The sequence below is a fragment of the Kitasatospora sp. NPDC058032 genome, assembly GCF_042885845.1.
GTDB lineage: Bacteria > Actinomycetota > Actinomycetes > Streptomycetales > Streptomycetaceae > Kitasatospora.
Genome location: NZ_JBHVRK010000018.1, coordinates 92,548 through 112,544, shown reverse-complemented (window position 1 = coordinate 112,544; position 19,997 = coordinate 92,548). Strand labels below are relative to the sequence as shown.

Genomic DNA, 19,997 nt, shown 5'->3' with positions numbered 1-19,997 from the left:
CCACTGCTATCGTGTTTTCATGACCGAACCTCCCGACCCCGCCCCGATCGCGCACACGGGCCCACAGGGAGCCCAGGTCGCCTTTCTCCTCTCCCAGTTGGGCGAACACGCCGCCCAGGCCTTCGCCCGACGGGTCGCCGAGCTGGACCTCACCCCGGCCCAGGCCGGTCTGCTCCGGTCGGTCGCGCTGTCCCCCGGCCAGCACCAGCAGGAGCTCGCCCGGCGGCTCGGCATGTCCCCCAGCCGGTTCGTGGCCTTCGTCGACGCCATCGAGGCGCGCGGACTGGTCGAGCGCCGGCGCAACCCCAAGGACCGCCGGTTCCAGGACCTCTACCTCGCGCCCAAGGGCGAGGAGGCGATGCGCGGGCTGGCCGAGGCGGCGCTCGCCCACGAGGAGGCCATCTGCTCGGGCCTGGAGCCGCAGGAACGTATCGCCCTGGCGGAGCTGCTGCGCCGCATCGCCGAGGCCCAGCACCTCACCGCCGGGGTGCACCCCGGCTACCGGCGGCTCAACCCGAAGCGCGACGGGGTCTGAACGCGCCCGGCGGCGGACCGGAACACGCCGACGGCACACGGACGGCACACCGGCGGCATGCCGAAGCCCCCGGCCGGACGGCCGGGGGCTTCATCGCGGGGAACCGGGCCTCAGCCCTTGACGCACACCACCTGCTTCAGGTGCGCCACGACCTCGACCAGGTCCCGCTGCTGCTCGATCACCTTCTCGATCGGCTTGTACGCGCCGGGGATCTCGTCCACCACCCCCGCGTCCTTGCGGCACTCCACGCCCTTGGTCTGCTCGGCCAGGTCCTGCGTGGTGAACCGCTTCTTCGCGGCGTTGCGGCTCATCTTCCGCCCGGCACCGTGCGAGGCCGAGTTGAACGACGCCTCGTTGCCCAGCCCGCGGACGATGTACGAGCCGGTGCCCATCGAGCCCGGGATGATCCCGTAGTCGCCGTCCCCGGCCCGGATCGCACCCTTACGGGTGACCAGCAGGTCGACACCGTCGTAGCGCTCCTCCGACACGTAGTTGTGGTGGCAACTGATCACCTCGTCGAAGGCGACCTTCGCCCGCGGGAACTCCCGCCGGACCACGTCCTGGAACAGCGCCATCATCAGCGCCCGGTTGCGCTTGGCGTACTCCTGCGCCCAGAAGAGGTCCTGCCGGTACGCGGCCATCTGCGGGGTGTCCGCCACGAACACCGCGAGGTCACGGTCGATCAGCCCCTGGTTGTGCGGCAGCGACTGGGCCACGCCCATGTGGTGCTCCGCCAGCTCCTTGCCGATGTTGCGCGAGCCGGAGTGCAGCATCAGCCAGACCGCGCCGGTGTCGTCGACGCACACCTCGATGAAGTGGTTGCCGCCGCCGAGCGTCGCCATCTGCTGGGCCGCCCGCTCCCGGCGCCACTTCACCTCGGGCGCGACCGCGTCGAAGCGCTGCCAGAAGTCGTCCCAGCCGCCGGTCGGGACGCCGTGCAGCCGGCCCGGGTCGACCGGCTCGCCGTGCAGGCCGCGGCCGACCGGGATGGCCTGCTCGATCCGCGAGCGCAGCCGCGACAGGTCGTCCGGCAGGTCCTGCGCGGTGAGCGAGGTCTTCACCGCGCTCATCCCGCAGCCGATGTCCACGCCGACCGCCGCCGGGCAGACGGCGCCGCGCATCGCGATCACCGAACCCACCGTCGCGCCCTTGCCCAGGTGGACGTCGGGCATCACGGCGAGCCCGTGCAGCCAGGGCAGCGAGCTGATGTTGCGCAGCTGCTGCATCGCCTGGCCCTCGACGGTGGCCGGATCGGTCCACATCCGGATCGGGACCCGGACGCCGGGTACCTCGGTGTACGACATGGTTCAACGACCTCCAAGGTCGGACGGTTCAAGCCTAGGCGGGGAGCCGCCACGGGGGGATGCCGCGCGAAGAGAGACCCGGCGCGACGCGGGGATGTCAGGGGTTGGCGGCGCTCAGGCGGCCAAGGGGCATCGGGAGGACAGTCTCGGGGAGCGCCGCTGGAATGGCTCGACCCGCATGGTGACCGCCTCCTCTCCGTGTGTGCACCGGTTGCCGGGGGATATCTACCCACGCACCGCGCGTCCCGTGCAAGGGAATTAACGCCACGACGGCGCACGACGGCAAAGGGCCCGGCGGAGCGTCGGAACGCTCCACCGGGCCCCTGGCCGCCCGTGCCGGGTCAGGCGCCGATCACGGTGACCTCACCGATGCCCAGCTCCCGCACCCGGTCCGCGAACGCCGAGGCGTCGCCGACCAGGACGGTGACCAGCCGGTCCGGCGGGAAGGCCTTGACCACGGCCTCGGTGGCGGCGGCGGTCGGCAGCTCGGCCAGCTGCCGGTAGACCTCCGCCTGGAAGTCGTCGGCCAGGTGCTGCTCCACCTGGTCGGCCAGGGTGCCGGCCACCGAGCCCGCCGTCTCGTACTTCAGCGGTGCCACGCCGACCAGGAACTGCACCGCCTCGGCGCGCTCCGCGTCGGTGAGCCCCTCGGCGGCCAGCGTGCGCAGGATGGTCCAGGTGTCGGCCAGCGCCGGGGCGGTGGAGGCGGTGTCCACCGAGCCGCTGATCGCCAGCAGGGAGCGCCCGCTGCCGTCGGCGGCCGAGCGCAGCGGCTGGGCGAAGGCCCGCACGCCGTAGGTGTAGCCCTTCTCCTCGCGCAGCACCCGGTCCAGCCGGGAGGTGAGGGTGCCGCCCAGGCAGTAGGTGCCGAGGATCTGCGCGGCCCAGGCCGGGTCGTGCCGGTCCGGACCGATCCGGCCGATCAGCAGCTGGGTCTGCACCGACCCGGGCCGGTCCACGATGATCACCCGGCCGGTGTCGTCGGCGGTCACCGGCGCGTGCGCGCTCGGCTCGGCCGGGGAGCCCTTCCAGGCGCCCAGGGTGGACTCCAGCAGGGCCGGCAGGTCGGTGCCGGTGAGGTCGCCGACGACGACCACGGTGGTGGTGGCGGGCCGCACGTGCGCCTCGTAGAACGCCCGGACGGCGGCCCGGTCGATCGTCTTGACCGTCTCGGCGGTGCCGGCCCGCGGCCGGGACAGCCGGTCGGCGCCGTCGAACAGCTCGGCGTACAGCGCCTTGGCGGCCCGCCGGGCCGGGTTGGCCTGCTCGTGCACGATCTCGTCCAGCCGGTTGGCGACCAGCCGCTCGATCTCGTCCTCCGGCAGCGCCGGGCTGCCCAGCGCGGCGGCCAGCAGGTCCAGGCCGCGGGCCAGCCGGGAGGCCGGGACCTCCAGCGAGACCCGGATGCACGGGTGGTCCGCGTGCGCGTCCAGGGTCGCGCCGGCCCGCTCCAGCTCGGCCGCGAACTCCTCGGCGGTCAGCGTGTCGGTGCCCTCGCTGAACGCCCGCGCCAGGATCGAGGCGACGCCGTCCACGCCCTCCGGCTCGGCCGCGAGCGGCGCGTCGAGCAGCACGTCGACGGCCACCAGCTGCTGGCCGGGGCGGTGGCAGTGCAGCACGGTGATGCCGTTGCCGAGCGCGGCGCGCTCCGGTGCCGGGAACGCCCACGGGCTGGGGGTGCCGGGCTGGGGCTGCGGGTGGAAGGTCATGGCGGGGACGTACTCGGTGCTCATACGGCGGCGCCCTCCTCGTCGGTCTCGGCGGTGGCAGCGGTGTCGTCGGCGGTGTCCTCGGCCGGGGTCGGCTCGTACACCAGCACCGCCCGGTTCTGCGGGTGCAGCCGTGCGGCGGCGATCTCCCGCACCTCCTCGGCGGTGACGTCGAGGACCTTGGGCAGGGCGTCGTTCAGCAGCTTCGGGTCGCCGAACAGCACGGCGAAGCGGCAGAGTTCGTCGGCGCGGCCGGCCACCGTGGTGAGCCGGTCCAGCCACTCGCGCTCGATCTGCGCCTGGGCGCGCTCCAGCTCGGCCGGGGTCGGCCCCTCGGCCGCGAAGCGGGCCAGCTCCTCGTCGACGGCCGTCTCGATCTGCTCGACGGTGGCGTCGCCCGAGGTCTTGACGTCCAGCCAGCCCAGGCTCGGCGCACCGGACAGCCGCAGCAGGCCGAAGCCGGCCGCGACGGCGGTGCGGTCCCGGCGGACCAGCCGGTTGTACAGCCGGCTCGACTCGCCGCTGCCGAGGATGGTCAGCGCCAGGTCGGCGGCGTCCGCCTCGCGGGTGCCGTCGTGCGGCAGCCGGTAGGCCGCCATCAGCGCGCGGGACGGCACGTCCTCGCGGATCAGCTCGCGCAGCTCGCGGCCGACGGTCTCCGGCAGGCTGCCGTCGCGCGGCGGCTGCTTGCCGTCGTGCGCCGGGATGCTGCCGAAGTACTTCTCCACCCAGGCGACGGCCTGCTCGGGGTCGATGTCGCCGACCACCGAGAGCACCGCGTTGTTCGGCGCGTAGTAGGTGCGGAAGAACGCCCGGGCGTCCTCCAGGGTGGCCGCGTCCAGGTCGGCCATCGAGCCGATCGGGGTGTGGTGGTAGGGGTGGCCGTCCGGGAAGGACAGCGCGGTCAGCTTCTCGAACGCGGTGCCGTAGGGCACGTTGTCGTACCGCTGGCGGCGCTCGTTCTTCACCACGTCGCGCTGGTTCTCCATCGACGTCTCGTCGAGGGCCGCCAGCAGCGAGCCCATCCGGTCCGCCTCCAGCCAGAGCGCGAGCTCCAACTGGTGGGCCGGCATGGTCTCGAAGTAGTTGGTGCGCTCGAAGCTGGTGGTGCCGTTGAGCGAACCGCCGGCGCCCTGGACCAGCTCGAAGTGCCCGTTGTTGGAGACGTTGGCGGATCCCTGGAACATCAGGTGCTCGAACAGGTGGGCCAGCCCGGTGCGGCCCTTCACCTCGTGCCGGGAGCCCACGTCGTACCAGAGGCAGACCGCGGCCACCGGGGTCAGGTGGTCCTCGGAGAGGACGACGCGCAGGCCATTGGCCAGGCGGTGCTCGGTGATGGCGATGCCTCGCTGGGAGGCGGGGGCCGGGTTGGCCATGCGCTCGGGTCCTTCCCGTCGTCGAAGTCGGGGTTCGTGTGGCGTCCCCCATTGTGGTGCAACGCGCGGACCGCGCGGATGTGTCCGCGCGGACGGGGCGTTCGCCAGGGGCGGAAGAGGGGCGCTGGCCGGGACTGTCGGCGGGAGGGTCCACAATGGGGGCGCCGAGCCCTGTTGACAGAACCGCCGACAGCCCCGGCGACAACCGCGCCGACGAGACGTGGACGAGACGCAAGCGAGACGTAAGGGAGCCCCGCCGCGATGGCCCGCCGCAGTTCGCAGACCCCGCCCCCCGGAGACTTCGAGGAGCGCATCCTCGACGTCGACGTCGTGGACGAGATGCAGGGCTCGTTCCTCGAGTACGCCTACTCCGTCATCTACTCCCGGGCCCTCCCGGACGCCCGGGACGGCCTCAAGCCGGTGCACCGCCGCATCCTGTACCAGGCCAACGAGATGGGCCTGCGCCCGGAGCGCGGCCACGTCAAGTGCGCCCGCCTGGTCGGCGAGGTGATGGGCCGGCTGCACCCGCACGGCGACGCCTCCATCTACGACTCGGTCGTCCGGATGGCCCAGCCGTTCTCGATGCGGCTGCCGCTGATCGACGGCCACGGCAACTTCGGCTCGCTCGGCAACGACGACCCGCCGGCCGCGATGCGCTACACCGAGTCCCGGCTCACCGCCGCCTCGATGGCCATGGTCGAGTCGATCCACGAGGAGACCGTCGACTTCGGCCCCAACTACGACGGCAGCGAGCAGGAGCCGCTCGCGCTGCCGGCCGCCTTCCCCAACCTGCTGGTCAACGGCGCCACCGGGATCGCCGTCGGCATGGCCACCAACATGCCGCCGCACAACCTCTCCGAGGTCGTCGCCGCCGCCCGCCACCTGATCAAGCACCCGAACGCCGACCTCGACACCCTCATGCGGTTCGTCCCCGGCCCGGACCTGCCCACCGGCGGACGGATCGTCGGCCTCTCCGGCGTCCGGGACGCCTACGAGTCCGGCCGCGGCACCTTCAAGATCCGCGCCACCACGACCATCGAGGCGGTCACCGCCCGCCGCAAGGGCATCGTGGTCACCGAGCTGCCGTACAACGTCGGCCCGGAGAAGGTCATCTCCAAGATCAAGGACCTCGTCAACGCGAAGAAGCTCCAGGGCATCGCGGACGTCAAGGACCTCACCGACCGCGAGCACGGCCTGCGCCTGGTCATCGAGGTCAAGAACGGCTTCGTGCCCGAGGCCCTGCTGGAGCAGCTCTACAAGCTGACGCCGATGGAGGAGACCTTCGGCATCAACAACGTGGCGCTGGTCGACGGCCAGCCGCTCACCCTCGGCCTCAAGGAGCTGCTGGAGGTCTACGTCGACCACCGCTTCGAGGTGGTCCGCCGGCGCAGCGACTTCCGCCGCCGCAAGCGACAGGAGCGGCTGCACCTGGTCGAGGGCCTGCTGGTCGCGCTGGTCGACATCGACGAGGTCATCGCGATCATCCGGTCCAGCGACAACGCCGCCCAGGCCAAGGAGCGCCTGATGGAGCGCTTCTCGCTGTCCGAGACGCAGACCGCGTACATCCTCGACACCCCGCTGCGCCGGCTCACCCGCTTCGACCGGGTCGAGCTGGAGCAGGAGCAGGCCAAGCTGATCTCCGAGATCGCCGACCTGACCGAGATCCTGGAGTCCGACAGCAAGCTGCGCAGCGTCGTCTCCGGCGAACTCGGCGCGGTCGCCAAGCAGTTCGGCACCGAGCGGCGCACCGTCCTGCTGGAGGCCGGCGCCGCGCCGGCCGCCTCGCTGACCGTCCCGCTGGAGGTCGCCGACGACCCGTGCCGGGTGCTGCTCTCCTCCACCGGCCTGCTCGCCCGCACCGCCGACGGCGAGCCGTTCGAGCTCTCCGAGAAGCGCGCCAAGCACGACGTGATCGTCTCCGCGGTACCGACCACCGCCCGTGCCGACGTCGGCGTGGTCACCTCGGCCGGCCGGGTCCTGCGACTGCCGGTCATCGACCTGCCGGCGCTGCCGCCCACCCCCTCGCCGACGCTGGCCGGCGGCGCCGCCGTCACCGAGTTCCTCCGGCTGGAGGCCGACGAGCGGGTCCTCTCGCTGACCACCCTGGACGAGTCCTCCCCCGGCCTGGCGCTGGGCACCGTCCAGGGCGTCGTCAAGCGGGTGGTCCCCGAATGGCCCGCCAACAAGGACGAGTTCGAGGTGATCGCGCTCAAGGACGGCGACGAGGTGGTCGGCGCGGTCGAACTGCGCACCGGCGAGGAGGACCTCGTCTTCATCAGCTCCGACGCCCAGCTGCTGCGCTACCCCGCCGGACAGGTCCGCCCGCAGGGCCGCCCGGCCGGCGGCATGGCCGGCATCAAGCTCGCCGACGGCGCCCGGGTGCTCTCCTTCACCGCCGTCGACCCGGCCGCCGACGCGGTGGTGGTCTCGGTCGCCGGCACCTCCGGCACGCTCGCCGGCGAGGACCAGTCCTCCTGGAAGGTCACCCCCTTCGAGCAGTACCCGCGCAAGGGCCGCGCCACCGGCGGCGTCCGCTGCCAGCGCTTCCTGCGCGGCGAGGACGCCCTCGCCTTCGCCTGGGCCGGCCCGGCCCCGGCCCGTGCCGCCACCGCCAAGGGCGCCCCGGTCGACCTCCCCGACCGCGACCCCCGCCGCGACGGCTCCGGCACCCCCGTCACCGCCCCGATCGGCACCGTCGCCGGCCCCGCCTGACCCACCCCCACTCCCCCGCAGGGGCGCCGGACCTCCCCGTTCCGGCGCCCCTGCGGCATTCCCGGCGCCGCCCCACCGGCCCGCCGTCCTCCCCTCCCCGGCGACCGCGCCCCGATCGGCGGGCAAGGGTAGCCTTACCGGGGTGAGCACCTGTGCGACGCTGTCGCGTGAACTGTCGGAGCCGCTGGCCGCCACCGCCGCGACCGCGACGACCTGGCTGTTGGTCGAGCAGAACGGCCCGTGGGGCGCGAAGGCGCTCGGCGAGAGCCATCTGGACCCGGAGGTGGGGCGCGCGCTCGATGCCGCGGCCGCCGGCACCGGGGTGCGGGTGGCGCTGATCCGCCGGCCCGGGCGGCACGCGGACTGCCTGCCGACGGCCCGGCACGAGGTGCTCGTGGCGCACACCGTCCCGGCGGCCGGCCGCAGCTGGGTGCGCCGCCACGCGGTGACGGACCCGGCGGAGCTGCTGGCCCTCGACTTCGCGGCGCTGGGCGCCGGCGACCACGGCGGCCTCGGCGCACCGCACGTCGGCGGCCCGATCGCCCTGGTGTGCACCAACGGCCGCCGGGACCGCTGCTGCGCCCTGCTCGGCCGCCCGCTCGCCGCCGACCTGGCCGCCGCCGGGCACAGCGAGGTGTGGGAGGTGACCCACCTGGGCGGCCACCGCTTCTCCCCCACCATGCTGGTGCTGCCGTACGGCTACGCGTACGGCCGGCTCACCGCCGAGTCCGCCAAGGAGGTGCTGGCGGCGACGGCGTCCGGCCACATGGTGCCGGAGTGGTCGCGCGGCTGCTCCGGCTGGGAGCGCCCGGGCCAGGCGGCCGACCACGCCGTGCGGCTGGCCACCGGCGAGACCGGGGCCGAGGCTCTCACGGTGGCGCAGCGGCCGGACGGTGCGGGCCGCTGGCGGGTCGGGGTCCGGCACGAGGACGGCCGGTCCTGGGAGGCCGAGGTGGTCGAGGGCGTCAGCGAGCCGGCCCGCCCGGAGAGTTGCGGCAAGGCCCCGGCCACCCCGTCCCGGATGGAGGTCGTCTCCCTCCGGGAGCTCTGACGGACCCTCGGTGACGAACGGACGACCCCCGGCGGATGCCCGCCGGGGGTCGTTCGTTCCTCGGTCGCTCAGACCGCCCCGGCCCCGGTCAGCGAGCGGACCTCCAGCTCGGCGTACCGGTCCGGGTCGGCCGGCTCGGGCGAGGTGAGGGTGCCGATCCAGCCTGCCAGGAAGCCGAGCGGAATGGAGACGATGCCCGGGTTCTCCAGCGGGAACCAGTGGAAGTCCATCCCGGGGAAGAGCGCCACCTTGGTGCCGGAGACCACCGGCGAGAAGGCCACCAGCACCACCGCCGGAACCAGCCCGCCGTACACCGCCCAGACCGCGCCGCGGGCGGTGAACCGCCGCCAGAACAGGCTGTAGAGCAGCACCGGCAGGTTGGCCGAGGCGGCGACGGCGAAGGCCAGGCCGACCAGGAAGGCGACGTTCAACTGCTGGGCGAAGAGGCTCAGCACGATCGCCACCGCACCGATCCCGACCGCCGCGATCCGCGCGACCAGGACCTCCTTGTGCTCGGCGACCGCCGACGCGCCGTCCGCCTCCGTCTCCGCCCCGCCGGTCCACGGACCGGCATCCGGTCCGTCCCCGTCGTCCGCCCCGCGGCGTGACCGCCGGGAGGCCGGGACCGCGGCGCGCCGCCCGCGCCCGCCGCGCGAGCCCCGTGAACCGCGCGGGCCGCGTGAGTCGCGCGGCCGTCCCCGCCAGGCTCCCGCCCAGATGTCATGGGCGAACGCCGCCGACGAGGCCAGCGTGAGCCCGGCGACCACCGCCAGGATGGTGGCGAAGGCGATCGCCGAGATCAGCGCGAACAGCACCACCCCGCCCGTGGAGCCGTTGCCGCCGCCGAGCACCAGGGCGAGCAGCGGGACGGCGGTGTTGCCCGCCGAGTTGGCCTGCCGGACCTCGGCCGAGCCGATCAGCGCGGTGGCGCCGAGGCCCAGGGCGATGGCCATCAGGTAGAAGCCGCCGACCAGTCCGATCGCCCACATCGTGGAGCGGCGGGCGGCCCGCGCGGTGGGCACGGTGTAGAAGCGGGACAGGATGTGCGGCAGACCGGCCGTGCCCAGCACGAGGGCCAGGCCCAGGCTGAAGAAGTCCAGCCGGCTGGTGAAGCTCTTGCCGTACTTGAGCCCGGGCTCCAGGTAGCGCTGCCCGGCGCCGCTGTGCTGTGCCGCCTGCCGCATCAGCTCGGCGACGTCCCCGTGGAAGCGGACCACCAGCAGCACGGTCAGCACCACCGAGCCGGCGACCAGCATGAACGCCTTGACGATCTGGATCCAGGTGGTGGCCCGCATGCCGCCGATCGTGACGTAGACGATCATCAGACCGCCCACCGCCACGATGGTCCAGGTGCGGGCCTGGGCGCTGTTGGTACCGAGCAGCAGGGCGACCAGGCTGCCCGCGCCGACCATCTGGGCGACCAGGTAGAACAGCGTGACGACCACGCTGGCGCCGCCGGCCGCCGCCCGGACCTTGCGCCGGCGCAACCGCAGCGCCAGCACGTCGGCCAGGGTGTAGCGGCCGGCGTTGCGGACCAGTTCGGCGACCAGCATCAGCACCACCAGCCAGGCGACCAGGAAGCCGATGCTGTAGAGCACGCCGTCGTACCCGTACAGCGCGATCAGCCCGGCGACGCCGAGGAAGGAGGCGGCGGAGAGGTAGTCGCCGGAGAGCGCGAAGCCGTTCTGCAGCGGCGTGAAGTCGCGGCCGCCGGCGTAGAAGTCCTCGGCGGCGCTGCCGCGGCGACCGGCCCAGAAGGTGATGCCCAGGGTGACCAGGACGACGACGGCGAAGAGCACCACGGCCAGGGCGTGGTGGTCCCCGGCGGGGGCGACGGGGGGCGGGGTGGAGGTCCTCATCGCAGCTGGTCCTGGGTGTCCCAGCGCAGCGACAGGGCGGCCCGGTCGCGCTTGGTGCGGGCGTTGCGGGCGTAGAGCCAGGCCAGCACGAAGGTGGTGGCGAACTGCAGGAGACCGAGCAGCCAGGCGACGTTGACCGGGCCGGCGACCGGCGTGCGCATCAGCGCGGGCGCCGCCGCCTGGGCGGCCACGTAGAGCAGGTACCAGGCGAGGAAGACGCCGCTGACCGGGAACACGAACGTCCGGTAGCTGTGGCGGATCCGCTGGAAGGCCGCGCTGCGCTGGACGGCCCGGTACACCTCGATGCTGCTGGGCCCCGGCACGGGCTCCGACGCGGGCAACGGCTCCGGTGCGAGCAGCGGCTGCGGCACGAACACGGGCTCCGGCACGAGCACCGACTCCGGCACGGCTGCCGGCTCCGGCGGGATCACCGGAGTCGGCGCCCACCAGTCCAGTTGCCCTCCCGGCTCGGGGTTTCTCGTCTGCTGTTGTGGCACGGCTGCTCCTGGACCGGGGGGTTGTGACGCGAACCATGATGGGGGCGCCACAACTCCCCAAACTCCCAACGCAGATACGTTCACTCGATGAGGTGATCGATGATCCGACAGACGCTCATCCGACTACTACGGAGACCCGGTGATTCCGTGTCGGAAGGCGTACGCGACCGCTTGCGCCCGGTCCCGCACGCCGGTCTTGGCGAACAGGTTGTTGATGTGGGTCTTCACGGTGGCCGGGCTGACGTACAGCCGCCGGGCGATCTCGGTGTTGGAGAGCCCCTGGGCGATCAGCCCCAGCACCTCCGCCTCCCGCGCGGTCAGCCCGGCCGGCAGCCCCTCCGCCGCCGGTGCCGGACCCGGTGCCGGAGCCGGTGCCGGACCCGCTCCGGCACCCGGATCCCACTCCGGCGCGGCCGGGGCGTCGCCCGCCAGCCGCTCCAGCAGCCTCAGCTGCACCTGCGGCGAGAGCCCGGCCGCCCCCGAACGGACGTCCGCGACCGCCCGGGCGATCTCCTCGGCGCCCGCGTCCTTGGTGAGGTAGCCGCGCGCCCCGGCCCGCAGTGCCGGGAACAGGGAGTCGTCGTCCGCGTAGGTGGTGAGCACCACGACCTCGGTGCCCGGGTACCCGGCGCGGATCCGCCGGGTCGCCTCGACCCCGTCGCAGCGGGGCATCCGCAGGTCCATCAGCACCACGTCCGGCCGGTGCCGGGCCACCAGCGCGACGGCCTCCTCGCCGTCCGCCGCCGAGCCGACCACCTCGATCCCGGGCAGCAGCCCGAGCAGCATCACGATCCCCTCGCGGACCACCGTCTGGTCGTCCGCGACCAGTACCCTGACGTCCCTCGGCCCCGTCATGCCGGCACCCGCAGCAGCACGCGCCATCCTCCCTCGTGCGGGCCCGCCAGCAGGGTGCCGCCGAGCAGTTCCGCGCGTTCGCGCATTCCCAGCAGACCGTACCCGCCGCCGCTGGCCGCCAGTTCGCCCGGCGCCCCGGCCCGTCCGGCCCGCTGGTCGCGCTGGTCGCGCACCTCCAGCTCCACCTCGTCCGTCAGATAGCGGAGCTCGACCGTGCAGCGCGCGCCGGGGGCGTGTTTGCGCACATTGGTCAGCGCCTCCTGCGCCGTGCGCCGGACCGCGAGCCCCGCCTCGGCGGCCAGTGGACGCGGTGTCCCGCTCACCCCGAACGCCGCGCGTTCCACCCCGGTCAGCTCCACCAGGAACTCGCCGACCGGGGTGAACTCGCCGCGCAGCGCGGACAGCGCCTGCCGGGTCTCGGCCAGCCCGTCCTGCGCCATCCGCCGCGCCGCCACCACCCGCTCCCGGACCCGTTCCCGGTCGGTGCCGGAGTCCAGCATCAGCCGGGCCGCCTCCAGGTGGACCAGCTGGGCGGAGAGGCTGTGCGCCAGCACGTCGTGGATCTCCCGGGCGATCCTGGCCCGTTCGGCGAGCGCGGCGCTCTCCGCCTCGGCGGCCCGGGCGGCCCGTTCCCGGTCGAGCAGCCGGCGCGCGGTGCCGCGCGCCTCGGTGTCCAGCCGCAGCAGGTGGCCGAGCAGCACCAGTCCGCCGGCGGTGGCCGTGATGCTCAGCCAGCTCGCCCAGCTCACCGCGGCGTACGAGCCGAGCGAGGCCCCGGCCACGATCAGCGCCGGCCCGACCGGCAGCCGGATCAGCGCGGTCACCGCCAGTCCGTACCAGAGCACGTCGGAGAGCAGGTAGGCCTTCCCCCAGTTGGCCAGCCAGGCGGCCACGAACACCCCGGCGGCCAGCAGGTACGAGCGCGTCGCCCACTGCTCCCGGCTGGCGTGCAGGTAGCCGGCGGCGAGGCCGACCGCCGCGACCAGCCCGACCGCCCCGGCCACCATCGCCCAGCCGCTGTACCTGCCGCCGGCGAACGTCCCCCAGCAGACGCTCACCAGGACGACGAGCCGGCCGAGCGCGGTGAGGATCCGCCGCGGCCGGCTCTCGGCGTCGTGCCGCAGCCCCTCATGGGCCGGCCAGCGGGTCCAGTACCCCTCGGCCAAACGTTCCTCCCGGTGAGTTCACGACGACGGTCAGCAGGACTCGGTCGCCCGCCCCGGGGGCTCCAGCGCCCGCGCCCTCCAGTTCACCACGAGCGTGCGGACCAGCAGCAGGACCGCCAGCCCGAGCAGCAGCGCGCTGCTCGACTGGTGCAGGTGCAGGACCTCCCCGATCCCGAACAGACCGAACCTGATCGCGATCAGCCCGCCCCAGGCGGCCAGCGTCGCCGCGGTGCCCCGGACCCAGAGCGCCCCGTCCGGATCCCGCCAGATCCGGACCGTCCAGCCCCAGACCGAGCCCGCCGCGAGCACCGCGAGCAGCCCGGAGCCGACCAGCACGGCGGACCACGCGGTGTCCCGGTGGTCGAGCAGCTGCGGGTCACGCAGCGCGACCGCGCCGAGGACCACCGGCAGCACCCAGAAGCGGCGTTCGGTGTCCAGCCGCCGGGCGCTCATCTGGCGCCGCAGCACCAGCAGCATCACCACGACCACCAGAGCGGCGTTGACCTGGGCAGACATCGGCTTTCTCCGTCCGGGAGGCTGATCCGGCTGACCTCCTTGACGCTACGGATCCGGCGCCCGCGGCGCATCGGCGCCCGGGTGGACGGCAGGTGGAACGGACGCACGAGGGCCCTCCACCCGCGGGTGGAGGGCCCTTCCGGCGCCGGGACGGCTCAGGCGTCGATGCGCGAGCGGTCCAGGGTGGCCGCCGAGTCCACGATGAACTCCTTGCGCGGCGCCACGTCGTTGCCCATCAGCAGGTCGAAGACCTTCTCGGCCTGCTCCAGGTCGCCCAGGTTGATCCGGCGCAGCGTGCGGTGGCGCGGGTCCACGGTGGTCTCGGCCAGCTGGTCGGCGTCCATCTCACCGAGACCCTTGTACCGCTGGACCGGGTCCTTCCAGCGCAGGCCCTTGCGCTGGAACTCCAGCAGGGTGGAGCGCAGCTCGGCGTCCGAGTAGGTGTAGTGGTACTTCTCCTGCCCGCGCTTGGGGTTGGTGAGCTCGATCCGGTGCAGCGGCGGCACGGCGGCGAACACCCGGCCCTGCTCGACCATGGGCCGCATGTAGCGCTGAAACAGCGTCAGCAGCAGGCAGCGGATGTGCGAGCCGTCGACGTCGGCGTCGGCCATGAAGATGACCCGGCCGTAGCGGGCCTGGTCGATGTCGAAGGTGCGGCCCGAACCGGCCCCTATCACCTGGATGATCGCCGCGCACTCGGCGTTCTTGAGCATGTCGCTCACGGACGCCTTCTGCACGTTGAGGATCTTGCCGCGGATCGGCAGCAGGGCCTGGAACTCGGAGTTGCGGGCCAGCTTGGCGGTGCCGAGCGCGGAGTCGCCCTCGACGATGAAGAGTTCGCTGCGGTCGACGTCGTCGCTGCGGCAGTCGGCCAGCTTGGCCGGCAGCGAGCTGGTCTCCAGCGCGGTCTTCCGGCGCTGGGCCTCCTTGTGCTGGCGGGCGGCGACCCGGGTGCGGGCCGCAGCCACGACCTTCTCCAGCACCGCCCGGGCCTGGACCTTCTCGTCCTTCTTGCCGGAGGTGAGGAAGGCCTTGAGCTCCTTGGCGACGACGGCCGCGACGATCCGGTTGGCCGCCGAGGTACCGAGCACCTCCTTGGTCTGGCCCTCGAACTGCGGCTCGGCGAGCCGGACGGTGACCACGGCGGTGAGGCCTTCGGTGGCGTCGTCCTTGGTGATGTCGTCCTCGGCGACGCGCAGCAGCTTGGCGGCGCGCAGCGCCTCGTTGACCGTCTTGGCCAGCGAGCGCTCGAAACCGGTGACGTGGGTGCCGCCCTTGGGGGTGGCGATGATGTTGACGAAGGAGCGCAGCGTGGTGTCGTAACCGGCGCCCCAGCGCAGCGCGATGTCCACCCCGAGGTGCCGGGTGACCTCGGTCGGCGTCATGTGGCCGAGCTCGTCCAGGACGGGCACGGTCTCCTTGAAGGTGCCTTCGCCGTTCAGCCGCAGCACGTCGCAGATCGGCTTGTCGGGCGCCAGGAACTCGCAGAACTCGGCGATGCCCCCGTCGAAGCGGAAGGTGCTCTCCTCGACCTTCTCGCTCTCGGTGAGACGCTCGTCACGCACGACGATGGTCAGGCCGGGCACCAGGAAGGCGGTCTGCCGGGCCCGGGCGTGCAGGTGCTCCAGGGAGAGCCGGGCGTCCTTGAGGAAGATCTGCCGGTCGGCCCAGTAGCGGATCCGGGTGCCGGTGCGGGTCTTGGGCACCTTGCGGGCCTTGGTCAGGCCGTTGGCCGGCTCGAACGGGGCGTCCGGCCCGGACTCGGTGAAGATGCCGGGGGTGCCGCGGCGGAAGCTGATCGCGTGGGTGTGGCCGCTGCGGTCGACCTCCACGTCCAGGCGGGCGGAGAGCGCGTTGACGACGGAGGCGCCGACGCCGTGCAGACCGCCGGAGGCCGCGTAGGAGCCGCCGCCGAACTTGCCGCCGGCGTGCAGCTTGGTCATCACGACCTCGACGCCGGAGAGCCCGGTCTTCGGCTCGACGTCCACCGGGATGCCGCGCCCGTTGTCGCGGACCTCGACCGAGGCGTCCTCGTGCAGCACGACCTCGATCCGGTCGCAGTAGCCGCCCAGCGCCTCGTCGACGGAGTTGTCGATGATCTCCCAGAGGCAGTGCATGAGGCCACGGCTGTCGGTCGAGCCGATGTACATGCCGGGGCGCTTGCGGACCGCCTCCAGGCCCTCCAGGACGAGCAGGTGCCGAGCGGTGTAGTTGGAACCGTCGTCGCCGGCCAGCAGAGCGGACGGCACGGTCGTTTCGGCACTCACGCGGCACTCTCCTCGGTCAAGTTCTGTCTCATCGGTCACATCCGGACGTGTCCGGAACCGTCCGCCAGTGCAGCACGCCGCACCGACAGCCGCTTCCCCTGCGTGTGCGCACCCCTCCGCTGGGTGCACAGCACGGCGGGCCCGTCCCGCGCAGCTTGTACGCGCTGCGCGAACAAGGACCGTGCCGGATTCGGGTCGCCGGGGCTCCATCTCCTCCCGGTACCACCGCTCCTGGCGGACCGTGGGACCGGGCACAGGCTCCGGAACTGCCGTTATGCAGGCTACCGGGGCCCGGGACGGGGCTTATGCTCCAACCCAGCAGAGGATTATGCTACGCGGACTCCGGCACCCGGTTCCGATCGGGCGTTCGAGCGACGGGCGGATCCTGGGATTCGGTACGCATGAACCACCGGCCCCCGGGGCACGTCCTCATCAACACAGCAGAATCCTCAGAGAAGAAAAGCCACGAGCGGGAACGTTTTCGGCCTGGTTGGATGTTGACCCTGGTACGACAGCTCGTCGAGCTAGAGAAGAGGCGACGTGACTACTGTTCTGACACCTGCGAGCCCGCTGACCGCGGCTGACCGCTGCGACCGCTGCGGCGCCCAGGCTTACCTGCGCGTCGTACTCGCCAGCGGTGGAGAGCTGCTCTTCTGCGCCCACCACGGCCGGAAGTTCGAGCCCGAGCTCAAGAAGATCGCCGTGGAGATACAGGACGAGAGCGGCCGCCTGGGCAGCACGTCCGCCACGGCCGACGACGACGAGCGCTGATCCGAGGCGCCAAACAGCAACCAGCGTCGAGCTGTGTGTCCGGTACCGCACCGCGCGTGACCGGGTGAGCCGGGCGACCGCCCCTCCGGGGGCCGGTCGTCCGGCTTCGTCGTTCCCGGACCGGCTCCACCCGCCGCCCCGCCCGCGTCCCGGGCGCGGCCCGGAGGGGTCGGCACCCGGTGCCCGAACGGTTACAGAGCGGAACGCACCGCGTCGGCCACCGAGGCGATCCGGGTGTAGACGCCCGGATGCTCCGCCTCGGCGCAGCCGGTCCCCCAGGAGACCAGCCCGGCGAGCCGGCCGGCGACCACCAGCGGTCCGCCGCTGTCCCCCTGGCAGGCGTCCTTGCCGCCCCGCTGCTCACCCGCGCACACCATGCCCCGGGCGTCGAAGCGCCCCTCCGGGCCGCCCGGGTAGGCCTGGGCGCACGCCTGGTCGGGGATGACCGGCACGTCCACGCTGCGCAGCGCGGGCGAGTAGTCGCCGCGGCCGGTGGTGTCCCCCCAGCCGTACACCTGCGCCCTGGTCCCCGGCCGGTAGGGCTCCGTCTCGCCCTGGCCGACCAGGTCGATCACCGGACCGCTCTGCGCCTCGGTCAGGGTGACCACCGCCACGTCGTTCATGTTGGTGGTGAAGGAGTAGTCGGGGTGGACCCAGACGGTGCGCACCGCCACCTCGCGGCCGGCCGAACCGCGCAGGTCGTCCCGGCCGACCACGACCCGCAGACCGGGCCGCTCCACCCGGCGCCCGCTGGACTCGTCGTAGAAGCAGTGCGCCGCGGTGACCACCTTGGTCGGGGTGACCAGCGCTCCCCCGCAGAACTGGCCCGAGCGGCCGGAGCCGAACTGCTGGCGGCTGGACAGCGCGACCATCCACGGGTGGTCGCCGGTGGTCACCGCCCCGCCGCCGACGATCCGGCCCTGCGGCCGGGCCTGGGCGGCCGGCGCGGACGGGCCGAGGGCGAGCAGCGGCGCGGGCAGCGCGGCCAGCATCGCCAGGGCGGCGGCCCGGCGCCGCCGGGACACCGGGCCCGCGGCCGCGGGTGCGACGGGCGCCGCGGCGGGCGCGTGGGTCGGTGGATCGACGCGGTCCGGACGGTCCGGGGTGGGCGACACCGTGGCTCCAGGTGGCTCGGCAGCAGGCAACCGGCACAGCGTAGGTGACCGGCTACGATCCGCGACCGATCACCGCCGAACCACCACCCGGACGAGCGACAACGGCCACCCGGACGCTGACGTCGACCCGCCCCGAACGGCCGGAAGGCCCGGAGCGCAGGGCTCCGGGCCTTCCGTTCGGTACCGGTGACCGGTACCGGTGATCAGTCCAGCGGGTGATCAGTCCAGGTAGTCGCGCAGCACCTGGGAGCGCGACGGGTGGCGCAGCTTGGACATGGTCTTGGACTCGATCTGGCGGATGCGCTCACGGGTGACCCCGTACACCTTGCCGATCTCGTCCAGCGTCTTCGGCTGACCGTCTGTCAGGCCGAAGCGCATCGAGACCACGCCCGCCTCGCGCTCGGACAGGGTGTCCAGCACCGAGTGCAGCTGCTCCTGGAGCAGGGTGAAGGAGACCGCGTCGGCCGGGACGACCGCCTCGGAGTCCTCGATGAGGTCACCGAACTCGCTGTCGCCGTCCTCGCCCAGCGGGGTGTGCAGCGAGATGGGCTCGCGACCGTACTTCTGGACCTCGATGACCTTCTCCGGGGTCATGTCGAGTTCCTTGGCCAGCTCCTCCGGAGTGGGCTCGCGGCCCAGGTCCTGGAGCATCTGGCGCTGGACGCGGGCCAGCTTGTTGATGACCTCGACCATGTGCACCGGGATGCGGATGGTGCGGGCCTGGTCGGCCATCGCGCGGGTGATCGCCTGGCGGATCCACCAGGTCGCGTAGGTGGAGAACTTGTAGCCCTTGGTGTAGTCGAACTTCTCGACCGCACGGATCAGACCGAGGTTGCCCTCCTGGATGAGGTCCAGGAAGAGCATGCCGCGGCCGGTGTAGCGCTTGGCCAGCGAGACGACCAGGCGGAGGTTGGCCTCCAGCAGGTGGTTCTTGGCGCGGCGGCCGTCCTCGGCGATGATCTCCAGCTCGCGCTTGAGCTTGGGGGCGAGCTTGTCGGCGGCCGAGAGCTTGTCCTCGGCGAACAGGCCGGCCTCGATCCGCTTGGCGAGCTCGACCTCCTGCTCGGCGTTGAGCAGCGGGACCTTGCCGATCTGCTTCAGGTAGTCCTTGACCGGGTCGGCGGTGGCACCGGCGACGGCGACCTGCTGGGCGGGCGCGTCGTCCTCGTCGTCGTCGGAGAGGACGAAGCCCTCCGACTCCTCCTCCGGGGCGTCGCCCTCGGTACCGGGCTTGTCGCCCGGCAGGGCCACCTCTTCCAGCAGCTCCTCTTCGCCGAGCAGCTCCTCGTCACCCTTGGCCGTCTTGCCGGCGGCGGTCTTCTTGGCGGCGGCCTTCTTGGCCGGCGCGGCGGTCTTCTTGGCGGCGGCCTTCTTGGCCGGGGCCGCCTTCTTCGCCGGCGCGGCCTTCGCCTCGGCGGCCGGGGCCGTCGCGGCGGAGGTGATCTCCGCGGACACCGTGCCGACCGGCGCCGCGGCGGCCGCGACCGCCGGGGTGGAGATGGTCGCACCGGGCGCGATGCGCACGGGCGGCTTGGTCGGGGCCGACGGAGCGGCCGGGGTCCGGGTGGTGACCGCCTTGGTCGCCGTGCGCTTGGCGGGGCTCTTGGCGGCAACGCTCTTGCGCTTGGCGCCGGCCGGTTCGGCCGCGCTGACCATGAGATCCACCCCCTCCTCAATCAGAACCTGGTTGAGGCTGCGCATGACGTTCTTCCACTTGGTGACCGGGATCTGGTCCGCCTCGAACGCCTGGCGCACGTCGTCACCGGCGATCTGCCCCTGGGCCTTGCCCCGCTCGATGAGCGCCAGCAGAGCCGCGGACTCGGCGATCTCGGGGGGAAGCGAACGGGATGTGCTGGCCGACACGAACAACCTCTCGGACGATGAGTGGACTCGAACCCGTACCGGCCGCCCGAGCGGGCGGGGAAGGAAAACGCGCGTCGGGCACGCGGTGTCGATTCCGACCGACTCGGGCTTGAGGACTGGGTTTGCAGGACGGCAGCAGCGCCGCAGACCAACACAGCATTCTGACATGTTGGGGTATTCCGGAGCTGCTTCCGCTCAGGACACATCGCTGCTACTCGTCAAGTGTTACGCATGGCCTTCGTGTCGCGGGTCACACCGGACGGCGCCCCGCGGCCCGGGGCCGACTTCCATCATCCCCCACCCGCGCACCAACCATTCTCCATGGACACGACATTCGGCTCCGTCGGCGGCCGCCGGTGAAAACGCGGAGGCCCCCCGGCTGCACCGTGGCGGCAGCCGGA

15 protein-coding genes are annotated in these 19,997 nt (G+C 72.9%); 4 read left to right on the top strand and 11 right to left on the bottom strand.

What is annotated here, in order from left to right; all coding sequences use genetic code 11:
* Positions 1 to 19 precede the first annotated feature (19 nt).
* A complete protein-coding gene (locus tag ACFVUH_RS26290; RefSeq protein WP_355365027.1) occupies positions 20 to 535 on the top strand; it encodes a MarR family winged helix-turn-helix transcriptional regulator in 516 nt (171 codons plus the stop codon).
* A 110-nt stretch (positions 536 to 645) separates the two neighbouring features.
* Here ACFVUH_RS26290 and ACFVUH_RS26285 read toward each other — a convergent pair whose 3' ends face one another.
* From ACFVUH_RS26285 to ACFVUH_RS26275, 3 genes are all read right to left on the bottom strand, one after another.
* Positions 646 to 1,839: an RtcB family protein gene (locus ACFVUH_RS26285; protein ID WP_355365030.1), complete on the bottom strand. Its 1,194-nt coding sequence runs from the start codon at positions 1,837 to 1,839 to the stop codon at positions 646 to 648.
* A 341-nt stretch (positions 1,840 to 2,180) separates the two neighbouring features.
* Positions 2,181 to 3,548: a M16 family metallopeptidase gene (locus tag ACFVUH_RS26280; protein WP_387915720.1), complete on the bottom strand. Its 1,368-nt coding sequence runs from the start codon at positions 3,546 to 3,548 to the stop codon at positions 2,181 to 2,183.
* 20 nt (positions 3,549 to 3,568) lie between these two features.
* Positions 3,569 to 4,924 (bottom strand): M16 family metallopeptidase, encoded by a 1,356-nt coding sequence (locus ACFVUH_RS26275; RefSeq protein ID WP_387915662.1) that lies wholly within the window; start codon positions 4,922 to 4,924, stop codon positions 3,569 to 3,571.
* Between the two features lie 261 nt (positions 4,925 to 5,185).
* Here ACFVUH_RS26275 and ACFVUH_RS26270 point away from each other — a divergent pair, with 261 nt between their 5' ends.
* Together ACFVUH_RS26270 and ACFVUH_RS26265 are read left to right on the top strand one after the other, a co-directional pair.
* The gene (locus ACFVUH_RS26270; protein WP_387915661.1) at positions 5,186 to 7,636 is read left to right on the top strand and encodes a DNA topoisomerase (ATP-hydrolyzing) subunit A; all 2,451 of its coding nucleotides are present in this window, start codon (positions 5,186 to 5,188) and stop codon (positions 7,634 to 7,636) included.
* Between the two features lie 142 nt (positions 7,637 to 7,778).
* On the top strand, positions 7,779 to 8,687 hold the full coding sequence (locus tag ACFVUH_RS26265; RefSeq protein ID WP_387915659.1) for a sucrase ferredoxin: 909 nt from the start codon (positions 7,779 to 7,781) through the stop codon (positions 8,685 to 8,687).
* A 68-nt stretch (positions 8,688 to 8,755) separates the two neighbouring features.
* On the opposite strand, the gene ACFVUH_RS26260 is transcribed toward ACFVUH_RS26265, so the two are convergent.
* The 6 genes from ACFVUH_RS26260 to ACFVUH_RS26235 all read right to left on the bottom strand — a co-directional run bounded on the left by ACFVUH_RS26260 (position 8,756) and on the right by ACFVUH_RS26235 (position 15,847).
* The gene (locus ACFVUH_RS26260; RefSeq protein WP_387915657.1) at positions 8,756 to 10,546 is read right to left on the bottom strand and encodes a cation acetate symporter; all 1,791 of its coding nucleotides are present in this window, start codon (positions 10,544 to 10,546) and stop codon (positions 8,756 to 8,758) included.
* Entirely contained in the window at positions 10,543 to 11,043 is a 501-nt protein-coding gene (locus ACFVUH_RS26255) for a DUF485 domain-containing protein (protein WP_387915656.1), read from the bottom strand. Before ACFVUH_RS26255 ends, ACFVUH_RS26260 begins: the two co-directional genes overlap by 4 nt.
* A gap of 126 nt (positions 11,044 to 11,169) precedes the next feature.
* Entirely contained in the window at positions 11,170 to 11,898 is a 729-nt protein-coding gene (locus tag ACFVUH_RS26250; RefSeq protein WP_387915654.1) for a response regulator, read from the bottom strand.
* Positions 11,895 to 13,064 carry a sensor histidine kinase gene (locus ACFVUH_RS26245; protein WP_387915652.1) on the bottom strand — a complete coding sequence of 390 codons (1,170 nt, stop codon included), beginning with the start codon at positions 13,062 to 13,064 and terminating at the stop codon, positions 11,895 to 11,897. The genes ACFVUH_RS26250 and ACFVUH_RS26245 overlap by 4 nt, the downstream gene beginning before the upstream one ends.
* 30 nt (positions 13,065 to 13,094) lie before the next feature.
* Positions 13,095 to 13,580, bottom strand: coding sequence for a DUF1453 domain-containing protein (locus ACFVUH_RS26240; RefSeq protein WP_387915650.1), 486 nt, complete (start codon positions 13,578 to 13,580; stop codon positions 13,095 to 13,097).
* A gap of 155 nt (positions 13,581 to 13,735) precedes the next feature.
* Positions 13,736 to 15,847, bottom strand: coding sequence for a type IIA DNA topoisomerase subunit B (locus ACFVUH_RS26235; protein WP_387915648.1), 2,112 nt, complete (start codon positions 15,845 to 15,847; stop codon positions 13,736 to 13,738).
* 540 nt (positions 15,848 to 16,387) lie between these two features.
* Here ACFVUH_RS26235 and ACFVUH_RS26230 point away from each other — a divergent pair.
* Positions 16,388 to 16,618, top strand: coding sequence for a hypothetical protein (locus ACFVUH_RS26230; RefSeq protein WP_355365061.1), 231 nt, complete (start codon positions 16,388 to 16,390; stop codon positions 16,616 to 16,618).
* Positions 16,619 to 16,809: 191 nt separating this feature from the next.
* Here ACFVUH_RS26230 and ACFVUH_RS26225 read toward each other — a convergent pair whose 3' ends face one another.
* Both ACFVUH_RS26225 and ACFVUH_RS26220 read right to left on the bottom strand, forming a co-directional pair.
* Positions 16,810 to 17,610 (bottom strand): S1 family peptidase, encoded by an 801-nt coding sequence (locus tag ACFVUH_RS26225; RefSeq protein ID WP_387915718.1) that lies wholly within the window; start codon positions 17,608 to 17,610, stop codon positions 16,810 to 16,812.
* 342 nt (positions 17,611 to 17,952) lie between these two features.
* Positions 17,953 to 19,602 (bottom strand): RNA polymerase sigma factor, encoded by a 1,650-nt coding sequence (locus ACFVUH_RS26220; RefSeq protein WP_387915646.1) that lies wholly within the window; start codon positions 19,600 to 19,602, stop codon positions 17,953 to 17,955.
* Positions 19,603 to 19,997: the final 395 nt, after the last annotated feature.